Origin of the sequence: Sphingomonas cannabina, from assembly GCF_021391395.1 — a bacterium.
Lineage (GTDB): Bacteria > Pseudomonadota > Alphaproteobacteria > Sphingomonadales > Sphingomonadaceae > Sphingomonas > Sphingomonas cannabina.
Genome location: NZ_CP090059.1, coordinates 2,867,846 through 2,881,252, shown reverse-complemented (window position 1 = coordinate 2,881,252; position 13,407 = coordinate 2,867,846). Strand labels below are relative to the sequence as shown.

The 13,407-nt window shown below is 68.3% G+C and carries 17 protein-coding genes and 1 tRNA gene; 4 read left to right on the top strand and 14 right to left on the bottom strand.

The genetic code is table 11. From position 1 onward, the window contains the following. Positions 1 to 160: 160 nt before the first annotated feature. Positions 161 to 1,246 (top strand): alpha/beta hydrolase, encoded by a 1,086-nt coding sequence (locus LZK98_RS13845; RefSeq protein WP_319937497.1) that lies wholly within the window; start codon positions 161 to 163, stop codon positions 1,244 to 1,246. A gap of 182 nt (positions 1,247 to 1,428) precedes the next feature. Here LZK98_RS13845 and LZK98_RS13840 read toward each other — a convergent pair. The 6 genes from LZK98_RS13840 to LZK98_RS13815 all read right to left on the bottom strand — a co-directional run bounded on the left by LZK98_RS13840 (position 1,429) and on the right by LZK98_RS13815 (position 7,260). Continuing rightward, a tRNA-Lys gene (locus LZK98_RS13840) sits at positions 1,429 to 1,504 on the bottom strand. A gap of 102 nt (positions 1,505 to 1,606) precedes the next feature. After that, entirely contained in the window at positions 1,607 to 2,725 is a 1,119-nt protein-coding gene (gene rodA, locus LZK98_RS13835; RefSeq protein ID WP_233782955.1) for a rod shape-determining protein RodA, read from the bottom strand. Then, the gene (gene mrdA, locus LZK98_RS13830) at positions 2,722 to 4,773 is read right to left on the bottom strand and encodes a penicillin-binding protein 2 (RefSeq protein WP_233782954.1); all 2,052 of its coding nucleotides are present in this window, start codon (positions 4,771 to 4,773) and stop codon (positions 2,722 to 2,724) included. Before mrdA ends, rodA begins: the two co-directional genes overlap by 4 nt. Then, positions 4,770 to 5,288, bottom strand: a complete 519-nt coding sequence (locus tag LZK98_RS13825) for a rod shape-determining protein MreD (protein ID WP_233782953.1) — start codon at positions 5,286 to 5,288, stop codon at positions 4,770 to 4,772. Before LZK98_RS13825 ends, mrdA begins: the two co-directional genes overlap by 4 nt. Further along, entirely contained in the window at positions 5,285 to 6,190 is a 906-nt protein-coding gene (mreC, locus tag LZK98_RS13820; RefSeq protein WP_233782952.1) for a rod shape-determining protein MreC, read from the bottom strand. Before mreC ends, LZK98_RS13825 begins: the two co-directional genes overlap by 4 nt. 23 nt (positions 6,191 to 6,213) lie before the next feature. After that, on the bottom strand, positions 6,214 to 7,260 hold the full coding sequence (locus tag LZK98_RS13815; RefSeq protein WP_233782951.1) for a rod shape-determining protein: 1,047 nt from the start codon (positions 7,258 to 7,260) through the stop codon (positions 6,214 to 6,216). Between the two features lie 146 nt (positions 7,261 to 7,406). On the opposite strand from LZK98_RS13815, the gene mutL reads away from it, so the two are divergent. From mutL to LZK98_RS13800, 3 genes are read left to right on the top strand one after another with little or no spacing between them, the layout of a single operon-like run. Next, complete coding sequence (gene mutL, locus LZK98_RS13810; RefSeq protein ID WP_233782950.1) at positions 7,407 to 9,218, top strand: DNA mismatch repair endonuclease MutL; 1,812 nt, start codon at positions 7,407 to 7,409, stop codon at positions 9,216 to 9,218. Positions 9,219 to 9,267: 49 nt separating this feature from the next. Then, the gene (locus LZK98_RS13805; RefSeq protein WP_233782949.1) at positions 9,268 to 9,804 is read left to right on the top strand and encodes a J domain-containing protein; all 537 of its coding nucleotides are present in this window, start codon (positions 9,268 to 9,270) and stop codon (positions 9,802 to 9,804) included. Next, positions 9,789 to 10,112, top strand: a complete 324-nt coding sequence (locus tag LZK98_RS13800; protein ID WP_233782948.1) for a (2Fe-2S) ferredoxin domain-containing protein — start codon at positions 9,789 to 9,791, stop codon at positions 10,110 to 10,112. Before LZK98_RS13805 ends, LZK98_RS13800 begins: the two co-directional genes overlap by 16 nt. Here LZK98_RS13800 and LZK98_RS13795 read toward each other — a convergent pair. The 8 genes from LZK98_RS13795 to pspA all read right to left on the bottom strand — a co-directional run bounded on the left by LZK98_RS13795 (position 10,100) and on the right by pspA (position 13,381). Continuing rightward, complete coding sequence (locus LZK98_RS13795; RefSeq protein ID WP_233782947.1) at positions 10,100 to 10,507, bottom strand: SufE family protein; 408 nt, start codon at positions 10,505 to 10,507, stop codon at positions 10,100 to 10,102. The two genes, LZK98_RS13800 and LZK98_RS13795, sit on opposite strands and share 13 nt — an antisense overlap. A 130-nt stretch (positions 10,508 to 10,637) precedes the next feature. Continuing rightward, on the bottom strand, positions 10,638 to 10,877 hold the full coding sequence (locus tag LZK98_RS13790; RefSeq protein WP_233782946.1) for a hypothetical protein: 240 nt from the start codon (positions 10,875 to 10,877) through the stop codon (positions 10,638 to 10,640). 14 nt (positions 10,878 to 10,891) lie between these two features. Continuing rightward, positions 10,892 to 11,167, bottom strand: coding sequence for a hypothetical protein (locus LZK98_RS13785; protein WP_233782945.1), 276 nt, complete (start codon positions 11,165 to 11,167; stop codon positions 10,892 to 10,894). Between the two features lie 254 nt (positions 11,168 to 11,421). After that, positions 11,422 to 11,619: a hypothetical protein gene (locus tag LZK98_RS13780; RefSeq protein WP_406694210.1), complete on the bottom strand. Its 198-nt coding sequence runs from the start codon at positions 11,617 to 11,619 to the stop codon at positions 11,422 to 11,424. Positions 11,620 to 11,717: 98 nt separating this feature from the next. Continuing rightward, positions 11,718 to 12,008 (bottom strand): hypothetical protein, encoded by a 291-nt coding sequence (locus tag LZK98_RS13775; RefSeq protein WP_233782943.1) that lies wholly within the window; start codon positions 12,006 to 12,008, stop codon positions 11,718 to 11,720. 39 nt (positions 12,009 to 12,047) lie between these two features. Then, positions 12,048 to 12,428 (bottom strand): envelope stress response membrane protein PspC, encoded by a 381-nt coding sequence (pspC, locus tag LZK98_RS13770; RefSeq protein ID WP_233782942.1) that lies wholly within the window; start codon positions 12,426 to 12,428, stop codon positions 12,048 to 12,050. 1 nt (position 12,429) lies between these two features. After that, the gene (pspB, locus tag LZK98_RS13765) at positions 12,430 to 12,705 is read right to left on the bottom strand and encodes an envelope stress response membrane protein PspB (protein WP_233782941.1); all 276 of its coding nucleotides are present in this window, start codon (positions 12,703 to 12,705) and stop codon (positions 12,430 to 12,432) included. A 4-nt stretch (positions 12,706 to 12,709) separates the two neighbouring features. Then, positions 12,710 to 13,381 carry a phage shock protein PspA gene (gene pspA / locus LZK98_RS13760; RefSeq protein WP_233782940.1) on the bottom strand — a complete coding sequence of 224 codons (672 nt, stop codon included), beginning with the start codon at positions 13,379 to 13,381 and terminating at the stop codon, positions 12,710 to 12,712. Between the last annotated feature and the right edge of the window lie 26 nt (positions 13,382 to 13,407).

The following is a 13,407-nucleotide window of genomic DNA, read 5'->3' as shown; positions in this document are numbered from 1 at the left end:
ACACTCGCGCATGGGCGCATGACAATCCTCCCCGATTCATCTTCAGCGAATCTGAAAGAGGGTTTTACTGTGGAAAGGTAGCGCTATCAATATTTATTTGTCGGTGTATATTCCGCGTGGATCGCGGCGACTGAGATCCCGCGCGCAAGGGAGGAGATGCATGACCATGGCGACCAGGTCTGCCCATGTGCTGGGCGTGGCGATGGCAATTGCCGTCCTCGGAATGACGGTTCCGGCGGCGGCGCAAGTCGCGACCAACGTCCCGGCTCCCGTACCCGGTGCCGCTCCGACAACGATCGAGCGGATCAAGGTGCATTCGCCCGCGATCGAAGGGAATCTCGAGGGTGAATCTGCCGACCGCGATGTGCTGGTGGTCCTTCCCCCGAGCTATGCGAAGGACGCGCACAGGCGCTATCCGGTGCTCTACGCGCTGCATGGCTATTCGATCGGCGCCGAGCAGTGGGTCAAGGAGATCCATGTTCCGCAAACGATCGAGGGCGGCTTCGCCAAGAGGGCGAAGGAGATGATCGTAGTGCTGCCGGACAGCAAGACCGTCCACAACGGCTCGATGTACTCGAGCTCGGTCACCACCGGCGATTTCGAGACCTTCGTGGCGCGCGACCTCGTCGGGTATATCGATCGGCATTACCGAACGATCGCATCGCGGGAGAGCCGCGGGCTCGCTGGCCATTCGATGGGCGGCTACGGCACGGCGCGCATCGGCATGAAGCATCCCGAGGTGTTCGGGGCGATCTACATGATGAGCCCCTGCTGCCTGTCGCCGCGCGATCCCAAGCAGTTCGATCCGGCCGCAAGCGCGGCGCTGGCCAACGTCAAGTCGTTCGAGGAGGCGGCGAAGCTCGAATGGGGCGAGCGCGCGCAGCTTGCGACCGCGGCCGCCTGGTCACCCAATCCGCGCAATCCGCCACTGTTTCTCGACCTGCCGGTCCAAAATGGCGCGGTGCAGCCGGACGTGCTCGCCAAATGGGCCGCGAACGCGCCGCTCGCCTTCCTCGATCAATATGTCGGAAATCTCCGGCGATATCGCGCGATCGCGATCGACGTGGGCGACCGCGACGGACTCAAGGCTGACGCGCAGAAGCTGCACGAAGCGCTCGACCGCTACGGCATCGCCAACAGCTTCGAAATCTATCCGGGCGATCATACGAGCGACGTCGCCGCACGCTTCCAGGACCATGTGATCCCGTTCTTCAGCAGGAACCTGGCCCCCGAGGCGCGTCGCTAGTCGCTGGGGCAAGACTGCGCCTCAAAGCGTTGCATATGTAGCTGCCGCGATAATATCGCGCCGCGCGCCTGCGCATTGAATGGCGGAAATCGGCCGGAAGACACGGCACAAAACCACCTCTAGGGGGCCTCGGCAGAGGATCCATTTGGTAGTAAGTATCTGAGTAAATCATTTAGAGAAAATGGTGGACGCACTAGGGCTCGAACCTAGGACCCGCTGATTAAGAGTCAGCTGCTCTACCAACTGAGCTATGCGTCCATTGATCGGCGGAAAGCCGCGAGCGGCTGCGATCGGAGGGGGCGATTTAGCGTGGCCTCGGGGGATTGCAAGAGGTTTTCTGGCGGCCCCCGCACAAAGGGCTCACCAGCGCTGGATGCGGCGGTTTTCGCGGTCGACCGACATCAGGATGCCGAGGCAGATCAGGATCGTCATCTGCGCCGACCCGCCGAAGCTGACCAGCGGCAGGGGAATGCCGACGACCGGCGCCATGCCCATCACCATCGCCATGTTGATCGCGACGTAGAAGAAGATCGTCGTCGCCAGCCCCGCCGCCGTCAGCCGCGAGAAACGGTCGCCGGCGCGTAGGCCCACGTTGATGCCCCAGCGGATCAGTACCATGAAGGCGACGATCAGGAAGAAGCCCCCCAGCAACCCCCATTCCTCGGCCATGGTCGCGAAGGCGAAGTCGGTGTGGCCCTCGGGCAGATAGTCGAGATGGCTCTGGGTGCCGTTGAGGAAACCCTTGCCGGTGATCCCGCCCGATCCGATCGCGATCTTGGACTGGCTGATGTGATAACCGGTGCCGAGCGGGTCGCTCTCCGGATCGAGCATCACCAGGATGCGGTTGCGCTGATAATCGTGGAGGCCGTAGTTGATCGCCAGCGGCGCGGCCACCGCAACCAGCAGCGCGCCGCCGATGAACAGGCGCAGCCGCACGCCGGCGAGGAACATCACCGTCACGCCGCTGAACGCGATCATCAGGCCGGTGCCGAGATCCGGCTGCACCAGCACCAGCAGGAACGGTACGCCGATCAGGATGCCCGCCGGGATCAGCGAGAACAGCTTGCGCGTCTCCGACGGCGGCAGCATCGCGTAGAAGCGCGCCATCGTCAGCACGATCGCCGGCTTCATCAGCTCGGACGGCTGCAGGCGGATGATGCCGAGATCGAGCCAGCGCTGGCTGCCGCCGCGCACCGCGCCGAGCAGCTCGACGAGGACGAGCAGCACCACCAGCACGCCGTAGGTGGGAAAGGCGGCCGCCGCATAGGTCGACGGCCGCACCCGCGACATCGCCACCGCCAGGCACAGGAAGGCGCCGAACCGCACCGCCTGGGGGAAGGCCCAGGGATAGATGCTGCCGCCCGCCGCCGAGAACAGCACGACCAGCCCGAAGCCGCCGATCGCCATCACCAGCAGCAATATGCCCCAGCGAAGCTGCGCGAGCGGCGCGGGGACGAAGCCGGAGACGGGCGCCCTCATTCCGGGTCTCCGCCGCCGCGCGTCTCGGCAACGCCTGTGGTCGGCGCAGCGGCCGCGGCGGCGTTGGCGGCGGCATCGGCGACGTTGCTGGCGGCCGCGGCGGCATCCTCGGGCGGGAGCGCGGTCGGCGGGGCGTTCTGCGCCGCCTCGAACGCGCGCGCCTGCGCCTCCATGCGCGTCTTGATGTCGCCGCCCCAGGTCGGCTCGATCTCGGCGAGGGTCTTCAGCGCGCGGTCGCGATCGAACAGATAGGTCAGGATGTCGCGCCCGGTCATCGGCGTGTCGAGGTTGCGGATGAGGTGGGCGTTGTGCTCGAGCACGATCGCCGCAGCATAGCGGGGATTGTCGACCGGCGCGAAGCAGACGAGCAGCGCATGGTCGCGCAGCTTGAAGGGCAGGGCGGCATTGTTGAGCACGCCCGAACGCCGCTCCGCCATGGTGATGCGGCGCACCTGCGCGGTGCCGGTCTTGCCGCCCATCAGGATGCCGGGAATCTGCATCCGCGCCGCGCCGCCGGTGCCGCCGCCGTTGATCACGCCCGACATGGCGTCGCGGACGATCGCGAGATGCTCGGGCGAGACGCCGAGGGCAGGGGCGTCGCGGCTGTCCTTGCCCGCCAGCAGATGCGGATGGAGATGCTTGCCGGAGGCGATCCGGGCGGACATCACCGCGAGCTGAAGCGGATTGGCGAGCACATAGCCCTGGCCGATCGAGGCGTTGAGCGAATCCGAGACCGCCCAGGGCTGCTTGTATTTCTTGAGCTTCCACGCGCTGTCGGGGACGGTGCCGTAGCGCTGGCTGGCGAAGGGCAGGTCGAACTTCTCGCCCAGCCCGACCATTCGCGCGACCGGAGCGACGCGGTCGTAGCCCAGCCGCCGCACCATCTCGTAGAAATAGATGTCGCAGCTCTGCATGATCGCATGTTTGAGGTCGAGCGGACCGTGGCCGCGGCGCTTGTGGCAATGGAACACGCCGGTGCCGACCCTGAGCGCGCCCGAGCAAAATACCCGCTCGTTGGGATCGACGCCGGCGGCGAGCAGCGCGAGGCCGTTCATCGGCTTGACGGTCGACCCCGGCGGATAGAGCCCCTGCGTGACCTTGTTCATCAGGGGGATATGGTCGTCCTCCGACAGCATCTTCCACTCGCTGTGGCTGATCCCGTCGGAGAAGCTGTTGGGGTCGTAGGCCGGCATCGACACCATCGCCAGGATCTCGCCGGTCTGGCAGTCGAACACCACCGCCGAGCCCGAATTGGTGCCGAGGCGCCGCGCGGCATATTCCTGCAGGCCGGCGTCGATGGTGAGGCGGATGGTCTGGCCGGGCGTGTCGCCGCGGGTCGCGAGTTCGCGGACCAGCTTGCCGCGCGCGGTGACCTCGACGCGCTTGGCGCCGGGCTTGCCGCGCAGTTGGGCGTCCAGCGTCTTTTCGAGCCCGTCCTTGCCGACCTTGAAGCCGGGCGTCATCAGCAGCGGGTCCTTGGTCGCCTTGTACTGCTCGGCGGTCGCCGCGCCGACATAGCCGACGAGATGGCCGACCGCCGCGCCCAGCGGATAGCTGCGCGAGAAGCCGCGCGTCGGCGCTACGCCCGGCAGCTCGGGAATGCGCACGCTGACCGCCGCGAAGCGCTCCCAGTCGAGGTTCTCGGCGACCTGCACGGGCTGGAAGCCGGCGGCGCGCTTGAGCTCGGCCTGGATGCGGGCGACGTCCTCGGGCTTGAGACCGAGCAGCGTGGTCAGCTCGCCGATCACCCGGTCCTTGTCCTGAAGCCGGTCGGGAATGATGTCGACGCGGAAATCGGTGCGATTGTTGGCGATCGCCACGCCCCTGCGGTCGACGATCCAGCCGCGGCGCGGGGGGATCGGCGTCAGGTTGACGCGGTTGCTCTCCGACAGCAGCGAGTAATGTTCGTTCTCGGCGACGGCGAGCCAGGTCATGCGCCCGGCCAGCAGCACGCCCATGCCGATCTGCAGACCCGAGATCACCATCGCCCGGCGCGAGAAGGTGAAGGCCTGGCTGGCTTCGGTGACGATGCGTGTCGGGCCGCTCATTGGAACTGCCGGCGCCTACGCTGCTCGATCCGCGCGCAGAGGAAGGCGGCGAGGGGATAGAGCGCGCACGACATCGCGATCTGGAGCAGCAGCACCGTATCGACCTGCGCCGCGATCGGCGAGGCGACCAGCCGCGAGGCGATCAAACAGAAGCCAATCGCGCCGCTGGCGATCAGCCAATCCTGCCAGAAGTCGCGCCATACCAGCCGCGTATCTAGCACGTCGATGGCGAGGACGCACAGCGTCCAGAACGCCATGGCGGCACCGACCGGCTGACCGCTGACGAGATCGTCGAACAGGCCGAGCGGCGCGGCGCCCCAGCTCGCAAACAGCTCGGGACGCCTCAGCCGCCAGGCGAGCAGCATCAGCAGGCCGCATGGCGGCAGGAACGGCACCGTCGTGACGACCGGGATCAGAGTGACGAGCGAGCCGAGGATCACCGTCATCGCGGCGATCGCGACGTCCCAGCGCGATGCGGGCTCCGGCCTCAGCGGCGGGGCGCTCGTCAGCTTCATTGGCCGGTTCCGCTCGGCCGCGGGGTCGGCGTCGGAGTCGGGGTGGGCGCAGGGGCAGGCGGTTCGGGCAGGAACACCTGCTGCACCAGCGCGAAATCGAGCGAATCCGGATTGGCGAAGGCGCGCGCGTCGGCGGCGTCGCGCGCGTCCCGGACCACGCGCGCCACCGGGATATTGGGCGGATAGAGCCCGCCGGAGCCGGAGGTCATGAAGATGTCGCCCGCCCGAAACGGCGCGTCGACCGAGGCGGCCGAGCGCACTTCGAGCAGCCCGTCGCCACGCCCCGCGACGATCGCGGGCAGCCCGTCGCGCGCGCGGCGGACGGGGACGATGCTCTCGGCATCGACGATGAGCAGCACGCGGGAGCTGTTCGGCCCGGCCTCCAGGACGCGCCCGATCAGCCCCTCGGGGCCGCGCACCGACTGGCCCGGCTTGACGCCCTGGCGCCACCCGGCATTGAGGATCGCGTAGCGGCGCGTGCTCGATGCGGTCGAGGCGACCAGCCGCGCCGCCACCACCGGCATCGGCTCGGCATCGCGAACCTTGAGCAGCGCGCGCAGCCGCCGGTTCTCGGCATTGAGCGTGCGGGCGCGCATGATGATCGCGCGCTCCTCCTCGATCTGCTTGCGGAGCTCGCGAATCTTGCCCGCGCCGCCGAAATAGTCGGTGACGCCCGACGGTACCGTTGCCGCCCTGCGCAAACCGTTGAGACCCGACGAGATCGGGGTAGTCAGCTCGGCGACGCCCATCCTGAGCGCGGTGAACGCCGGCGGATCGAAGCGCGCGAGCAGCAGCAGGACGAGGCCGACGACCACCAGGGCGCCGGCCACGACATAGCTCAGGAACAAGCCGTACTGGGCGCGCCGCGAAAAGCCGGTGCGCCGGTTGAGCGGCGGCGCCATGGTCCCCGCGCCCCCTTCGGAACTTAAACCGCGAGCAGCACGCCGCGGAACACCGGATCCTCGAGCGCGCGGCCGGTGCCGAGCGCGACGCAGGTCAGCGGGTCCTCGGCGACCGTCACCGGCAGGCCGGTCTCGTCGCGCAGCACGTCGTCGATGCCCTGCAGCAGCGCGCCGCCGCCGGTCAGCACGATGCCCTGGTCGACGATGTCGGCGGCGAGCTCCGGCGCGGTGTTCTCCAGCGCGATGCGCACGCCCTCGACGATCGTGCCGACCGGTTCGCTGAGCGCCTCGGCGATCTGGCCCTGGTTGATCTGGATCTCCTTGGGCACGCCGTTGACGAGGTCGCGGCCCTTGATGTGGAGCGTCATGCCGATGCCGTCGGGCGGCGCCTTGGCGATGCCGACGTCCTGCTTGATGCGCTCGGCGGTGGCCTCGCCGATCAGCAGATTGTGGTTGCGGCGGACGTAGCTGACGATCGCCTCGTCCATCTTGTCGCCGCCGACGCGGACCGAGGTCGAGTAGGCGAGGCCGCGCAGCGAGAGGACGGCGACCTCGGTGGTGCCGCCGCCGATGTCGACCACCATCGATCCGATCGGCTCGGTCACCGGCATGTCGGCGCCGATCGCGGCGGCCATCGGCTCCTCGATCAGCCACACCTGGCTGGCGCCGGCGTTGGAGGCGGCGTCGCGGATCGCGCGGCGCTCGACGCTGGTGGAGCCCGACGGCACGCAGATCACGATCTGCGGCCAGCGCATCATCGACTTGCGGCCGCCATGGACCTTGCGGATGAAGTGCTTGATCATCTCCTCCGCCACGTCGATGTCGGCGATGACGCCGTCGCGCAACGGCCGGATCGCCTCGATCGTGCCGGGGGTCTTGCCCATCATCAGCTTGGCGTCGTCGCCGACGGCGCGGACCTTCTTGACGCCGTTGATGGTCTCGATCGCGACCACCGAGGGCTCGTTGAGCACGACGCCGCGACCCCGAACATAGACCACCGTATTGGCGGTGCCGAGGTCGATCGCCATGTCATGGGACATGAATCTGAAAAGGCGGGAAAAGGCGGCCATCGAAGCATCCGTGTCAGGCCGCGCAGGCCGAGCCCAGGCGGCGGTTCGCACTACCGATACCCTTATCCGGCGGAGCCAGGAAATCCGGCTCCGATTCTGGCGGATACGGGTCGCGGGATGGCGCCGCTTGGGCTAGAGCGCACCCCATGTCAATACGCCGTCTGCCAGAGCATCTCGTCAACCGAATCGCGGCCGGTGAAGTGGTGGAGCGACCCTCCAGCGCGTTGAAGGAGCTGGTCGAGAACGCGATCGACGCCGGCGCGACCCGGATCGCGGTGAAGTTGGCGGCGGGCGGAGTCGATCTGATCGAGGTGATCGACGACGGCTGCGGCATGAGCCCGGCCGAGATGGCGCTGGCGCTGGAGCGGCATGCGACGTCGAAGCTGCCGGATGACGCGATCGAGGCGGTGACCACGCTCGGCTTCCGTGGCGAGGCGCTGCCCTCGATCGCGAGCGTCGCGCGGCTGACGCTGGAGAGCCGGGTGCGGGGGCAGGAGGGCTGGGCGCGGCAGGTCGACAACGGCGTGCTGGTCCAAGAGGGGCCTGCTGCATTGCCGCCCGGCACGCGGGTGCGGGTGGAGGGCCTGTTCGAGAAGGTGCCGGCGCGGCGCAAGTTCCTGCGATCGGCCAAGGCGGAATATGCCGCCTGCCTCGATGCGGTGCGGCGGCTGGCGATGGCGCGTCCGGACATCGCCTTCAGCCTGGAGCATGACGGGCGGCGGAGCCTGGGCGTGCAGGGCGGCGAGACGCGGCCGGAGCGGGTGGCGGCACTCACCGACCGCGATCTCGGGCCGAACAGCGTCGCGATCGACCTGGAGCGGGAAGGGCTGGTGCTGGGCGGCGTGGCGGGGTTGCCGACCTTCAATCGTGGCGTGGCCGATCATCAGTATCTATTCGTCAATGGGAGGCCGGTGAAGGATCGCCTGCTCGCCGGGGCGGTGCGCGGCGCCTATGCCGAGATGCTCGCGCGCGACCGGCATCCGGTGGTGGCGCTGTTCCTGGAGGTTCCGACCGACGCGGTCGACGTCAACGTCCATCCGGCGAAGACGGAGGTCCGCTTCCGCGATCCGGCGCTGGTGCGGGGGCTGATCGTCAGCGGCTTGCGGCGGGCGCTGGACGAGGCGGGGTTCCGGTCGGTTCAACGGCCGAATGAGGCGGCGCTGGGAGCGTGGCAGCCGGGTTTAAGCCCCTCCCCTTCAGGGGAGGGGGTGCGGGTGGGGGATGTCTCACCGAGCCTATGGCATGTGGCACAGCCCCACCCCAACCCCTCCCCTGAAGGGGAGGGGCTGAGATACGTCCACGACCGTCGCCCCACTTTCATCGCACCGCCCCAGGCCAGGGCCGAACCGGCGTACAATCCGCCCCCCGAAACCGCCAGCTTCCCCCTCGGCGTCGCCCGCGGGCAGGTCGCCAAGACCTATATCGTCGCCGAGGCGGAGGACGGCCTGGTCATCGTCGACCAGCACGCCGCGCACGAGCGGCTGGTGCTGGAGCGGATGCGCCGCGCGCTCGGCGACGGCGGCATCGCCAGCCAGGCGCTGCTGCTCCCCGAGGTGGTCGAGCTCGACGAGCCCGGCTGCGACCGGCTGGAGGCACGCGCGGCCGAGCTCGCCGAATTCGGATTGGAGCTCGAACGCTTCGGCCCGCGCGCGATGCTGGTGCGGGCGACCCCGGCGCTGCTGGGGCAGGGCGACGTCCACGGTCTCGTCACCGACCTCGCCGACGAGCTCGCCGCCTATGACGAGGCGCTGAGTCTCAAGGAGCGGCTCGACCATGTCGCCGCGACCATGGCCTGCCACGGCTCGGTCCGCGCCGGCCGCATCCTCTCGGTCGCCGAGATGAACGCGCTGCTCCGCGAGATGGAGGTCACGCCCCATTCCGGCCAGTGCAACCATGGCCGCCCGACGTGGGTGAAACTCGCCCATGCCGACATCGAGAAGCTGTTCGGGCGAAGATAGTCGCGCGCGCCCGCTTGCCTGAACGGCGCTTCGGCCTATTTCGGGCGCGATGGCGCGAACTTCACGATCCAACGACTGGGGCTTTCCCCGCTGGCGCAGCTATGGTGCGGCGCGCGAGGCGACGCGCGTGCGGCTGTGCGACCGCGAAGGCTGCGAGGAGCCGGGCGATTGCCCCGCGCCCAAGGCCCCCAACAGCCCGGAGCGCTGGTGGTTCTGCCAGGAGCACGCCGCCGAATACAATCGCGGCTGGAACTATTTCGCCGGCCTCAGCGAGGAGGAGGCGGCGCAGCGCGAGGCCAACGAGCGGCGCGACGCTTCGGGCTTCACCAGCGCGCGGCATAATGCCTGGGCCGGCCCCGGCGACGGCACCCGCTCGCGCGACGAGATGCGCGCGCTCGACGTGCTCGAGCTGGAGGCGGATGCCGATTTCGAGGCGGTGCGCGCCGCCTGGCGCCGGCTCGCCAAGGAGAGCCACCCCGACGTCCGTCCCGGCGATGCCGAAGCGGCGAAGCGCTTCCAGGCGGTGCAGGCCGCCTACGACGTGCTGCGCGTCGCCGAGGAGCGGCGGCAATGGCGGCCGGAGTGAAGCAGCGCGTCCGCTCGAACTGGGGGCGGGCGGTGCTAGTCTGCTCGAAATGCTCGAAGCGGATCGACGGCGGCTTCGGCCGCAAGGGACGCACGCCGCTCGCGAAGGCGCTGCGGCGGCACCTGAAGCTCAGGAAGGGCCGCAAGGCTGCCGCCGGGATCGTCGAGGTGAAGTGCCTCGGCGTCTGTCCGACCAATGCGGTGACGGTGGTCGACGGCGCCGCGGCCGGCGAATGGCTGCTGGTGCGGCCGGGGGCCGATCTCGACCAGCTCGCGGGTGAGCTCGGCCTCCCCGATCAGGCGGCGTAGCGCGATGCGGTCGCGCGGATCAGGGCGATCATGTTGGGAATGCCCTGGGTGCGGTTGGAGCTGAGCTGGTTCCTGAGGTCGAACGGCGCCAGCTCGCCCTCGATGTCGGTCGCCAGGATCTCGGCGGGGGAGCGGTCCTGCACCGCGGTCAGCACCAGCGCGATGATGCCCTTGGTGATCGCCGCGTTCGAATCGGCGAGGAAGTGCAGCCGCCCGTCCTCCAGCCGCGTCGGATAGACCCATACCGCCGCCGAGCATCCGCGCACCAGCGTCGCGTCGGTCTTGAGCGCGTCGGGCATCGGCTCGAGCGCGCGGCCGAGATCGATCAGCATCCGGTAACGGTCGTCGGCGTCGAGGAACTCATATTCCTCGTGAAGGTCGGCAAGCGTGGACATGCCAGGCCATATAACGAGCCCCTCCCCTTCAGGGGAGGGGTTGGGGTGGGGCTTATCCGCAGGCCATTTCGCTTGCCTCACTGCCCCACCCCCAACCCCCCCCCTGAAGGGGAGGGGCTTCCGCTCTTCCTTACAACTCCACTCCCGAGGCGATCGCCTCCAGCTTGCGGATGCGCTCCCTGAGGTCGGCGATCTCGATGCGCGCGCTGGCGCTCGGGGCGGCCGGCTGGCCCACCTCGCGGGCGAAGCTCAGCTCCTGCGCCTTGAGCGCCAGCCAACCGCGCCAGCCCGAGAGGCCGGCCATCGTCACCATGGCGAGCCCGGCGAGGCCCGCGACGGCGGCGGTGATGTAGAAATTGGGATCGGTCATGACCGTATCTCCCGTCATTTGCTCTTGAGGCCGTCGCGGAGCTTCTCGATCTCGCGATCGAGCCGCAGGCTGCCTTCGTTGTCGGTGACCACGCGCTCCAGCACCTGGACGCGCTCCTTGAGGTCGGCGATCTCGCTCTTGAGACGGTGGTTCTCGGCGGCGAGGGCGCCGTCCTCGCGCACGCCGTATTCACGGCCGTGGCGGTCGCGGCGGATGCCCAGTTTCGCTCGAACAACGCTGCCGATCGTCACGATGATCACGATCGCCACTACCATTTCGAACGGGTTCATCGGTGCTCGCTCCTAGAATTTCGTGGACGTGACTTACTCGGCCGGCGTCTCGGCCGCCAGTTGCATTGCGCGGCGGCGGGGACGATCGACGCGCTCGGTCAGGAAGACGCCGATCCCCGTCACTACGGCCATCACGGCAAACAGGATCAACATGGCACTACTCCTCCATTCGGTGCCGATCGGGCCGGCATCCGGGGTTCTTGCTTGGCCGCTCGGGAGCGGCCGGACTTAGGTGGACCTTGGAGCGGTCCCGCTCAGTTCAGCGGCTCGTCCCTCAGCGCCTCGATCTCCTCGGCGACGGCGATGCCGCGGTCGGTGATGATCCGCTCCAGCACCCGCACCCTGGCTTCGAGCCGCTCGGTATGGGCCGCATATTGCGCCGCCTTCTCCGCGGTCTGGGCGGTCAGCACGTCGGCCATCTTCTCCTTGTGCCGGACCCAGGTCTTCAGCATCTCGCTGGAGACCCCCAGGATCACCGGCAGGCCGACCACGACCAGCGCCAGCATGAAGACGGTAAAGCCGTTGAAGCCGTTCATCGTCCTATCCTCCTTCAGCGCAGGCCGTCGATCTCGCGGGCGGTGCGCTCGGCGGGATCGGTGGCGATCCGCTCCAGCACCGCGATCCGCTCCTCCAGCCGGCCGATCTGGCCCACCAGCCGCTCGTTCTCGCTGGCGAGCAGCTCGATCCGACGCTCGGCGGCGGGATCGCCCTTGTGGCTCACGCCCTTCCACTCATTTTCCACCGGATAGCCGTGCCGGGCACGGATCCAGTTGTTGATCACCCAGCCGGCGGTGCTGATCGCGATGATCGCGATGACAAAGCCGGGACCACCCCAATGCATCTCGTTTCTCCCTGTTGACGGAGCGCTCGGGCCGGAGCCTCAGCGCAGCGCGTCGATCTCGTCGGCCAGGCGCGTGTTGCGGCTGGTGTAGTACATCTCGATGTCGGCGAGCCGGCGGTCGATGTCGCGGAACTTGGAGCGGACCTCATGCGCCGAGCGCTTGGGGTTCGACCGCACGCCCTGCCAGAACTTGGCGTCCTCCGGCCCCTCGTAGAGGCCGAGCGGCTTGGGCTCCGCCATCCACGCGACTAGCCAGTAAGCGATCAGCGTCCAGGGAAAGCCTCCGGCCAGCGTCAGGACCACGGCGCCGACCCGGACCCAGGTCACGTCGACCCCGGTGTAGTCCGCGATCCCCGAGCAGACGCCCAGCCATTTGGCGTTCTGCTTGTCGAGATAGAATTTGGTGCGGCTGGCGGACATCTCAGTTCCTCCGGATATAGTCGTAGTCGGTATCCGCGGCCGAGCTGACGCCCGTGCCGGGACGGAAATCGGGATTGTCGGCGGCGAGGATGCGCTCGACGGTCTGCAGCCGCTCCTCGAGCCGGCGCGCCGTCAGGAACATCTCGTCGAGCAGCTTCTCGTCCTCCTCGGTGATCCGCGGGGCCTGCTTCCACTTGGTGATGTAGTGGAAGATCAGCCACGGGAGCCCGATGAAGAGCATCCCGACGATGAAGACGGGCAGCAGGAAATCTTCCATCGGATCAGCCCTCCTTGTTGCCGCTCAGGCGCTTCTTGAGCGCCTCGAGCTCCGCATCGACCTTCTCGTTGGCCTTGAGCTCCTCGATCTCCTCGTCGAGCGTCTTGACCGCCATCAGCCCCGCCGCCTCGGCGCGACCCTCGGCGAGGTCGACCCGGCGCTCGAGCACGTCGAAGCGTGAGAAGGCCTCGGCCGTCTTGCTGCCGCCGTACATCTCGCGCAGGCGGAAGCGGTTGTTCGCCGTCTCCAGCCGCGTCTCGATCGAGCTCTGGCGGCTCCGCGCCTCGCGCAGCTTGGTCTGCAGCTTGGCGATGTCGGCCTCGGAGGCCTTCAGCGACTCGTCCAGCACGCCGATCTCGCTCTTGAGCTGCTCGCACATATCGGCGGCCTTCTGGCGCTCGACCAGCGCGGCCTTGGCCAGGTCCTCGCGATCCTTGGACAGCGCCAGCTCGGCCTTCTCGGTCCAGCTCGCCTGGAGCCCTTCGAGCTTGGCGATGTGGCGGCGCATCTCCTTCTGGTCGGCGATGGTGCGGGCGGCGCTCGCGCGCACCTCGACCAGCGTCTCCTCCATCTCGAGAATGATCATCCGGACCATCTTCGCCGGATCCTCCGCCCGATCGAGCAGATCGGTGACGTTGGCGGCGATGATATCCCGGGTTCGCGAGAAGATACCCATGTGTTCGAACTCCTTCGTGCGTACGC

Bases quoted from the DNA above. Each gene is read 5' to 3' on its own strand.
- LZK98_RS13845 (WP_319937497.1), top strand. From the start codon at position 161: ATGACCATGGCGACCAGGTCTGCCCATGTGCTGGGCGTGGCGATGGCA.
- rodA (WP_233782955.1), bottom strand. From the start codon at position 2,725: ATGAGGGCGCCCGTCTCCGGCTTCGTCCCCGCGCCGCTCGCGCAGCTT.
- mrdA (WP_233782954.1), bottom strand. From the start codon at position 4,773: ATGAGCGGCCCGACACGCATCGTCACCGAAGCCAGCCAGGCCTTCACC.
- LZK98_RS13825 (WP_233782953.1), bottom strand. From the start codon at position 5,288: ATGAAGCTGACGAGCGCCCCGCCGCTGAGGCCGGAGCCCGCATCGCGC.
- mreC (WP_233782952.1), bottom strand. From the start codon at position 6,190: ATGGCGCCGCCGCTCAACCGGCGCACCGGCTTTTCGCGGCGCGCCCAG.
- LZK98_RS13815 (WP_233782951.1), bottom strand. From the start codon at position 7,260: ATGGCCGCCTTTTCCCGCCTTTTCAGATTCATGTCCCATGACATGGCG.
- mutL (WP_233782950.1), top strand. From the start codon at position 7,407: ATGTCAATACGCCGTCTGCCAGAGCATCTCGTCAACCGAATCGCGGCC.
- LZK98_RS13805 (WP_233782949.1), top strand. From the start codon at position 9,268: ATGGCGCGAACTTCACGATCCAACGACTGGGGCTTTCCCCGCTGGCGC.
- LZK98_RS13800 (WP_233782948.1), top strand. From the start codon at position 9,789: ATGGCGGCCGGAGTGAAGCAGCGCGTCCGCTCGAACTGGGGGCGGGCG.
- LZK98_RS13795 (WP_233782947.1), bottom strand. From the start codon at position 10,507: ATGTCCACGCTTGCCGACCTTCACGAGGAATATGAGTTCCTCGACGCC.
- LZK98_RS13790 (WP_233782946.1), bottom strand. From the start codon at position 10,877: ATGACCGATCCCAATTTCTACATCACCGCCGCCGTCGCGGGCCTCGCC.
- LZK98_RS13785 (WP_233782945.1), bottom strand. From the start codon at position 11,167: ATGAACCCGTTCGAAATGGTAGTGGCGATCGTGATCATCGTGACGATC.
- LZK98_RS13780 (WP_406694210.1), bottom strand. From the start codon at position 11,619: ATGCTGAAGACCTGGGTCCGGCACAAGGAGAAGATGGCCGACGTGCTG.
- LZK98_RS13775 (WP_233782943.1), bottom strand. From the start codon at position 12,008: ATGCATTGGGGTGGTCCCGGCTTTGTCATCGCGATCATCGCGATCAGC.
- pspC (WP_233782942.1), bottom strand. From the start codon at position 12,428: ATGTCCGCCAGCCGCACCAAATTCTATCTCGACAAGCAGAACGCCAAA.
- pspB (WP_233782941.1), bottom strand. From the start codon at position 12,705: ATGGAAGATTTCCTGCTGCCCGTCTTCATCGTCGGGATGCTCTTCATC.
- pspA (WP_233782940.1), bottom strand. From the start codon at position 13,381: ATGGGTATCTTCTCGCGAACCCGGGATATCATCGCCGCCAACGTCACC.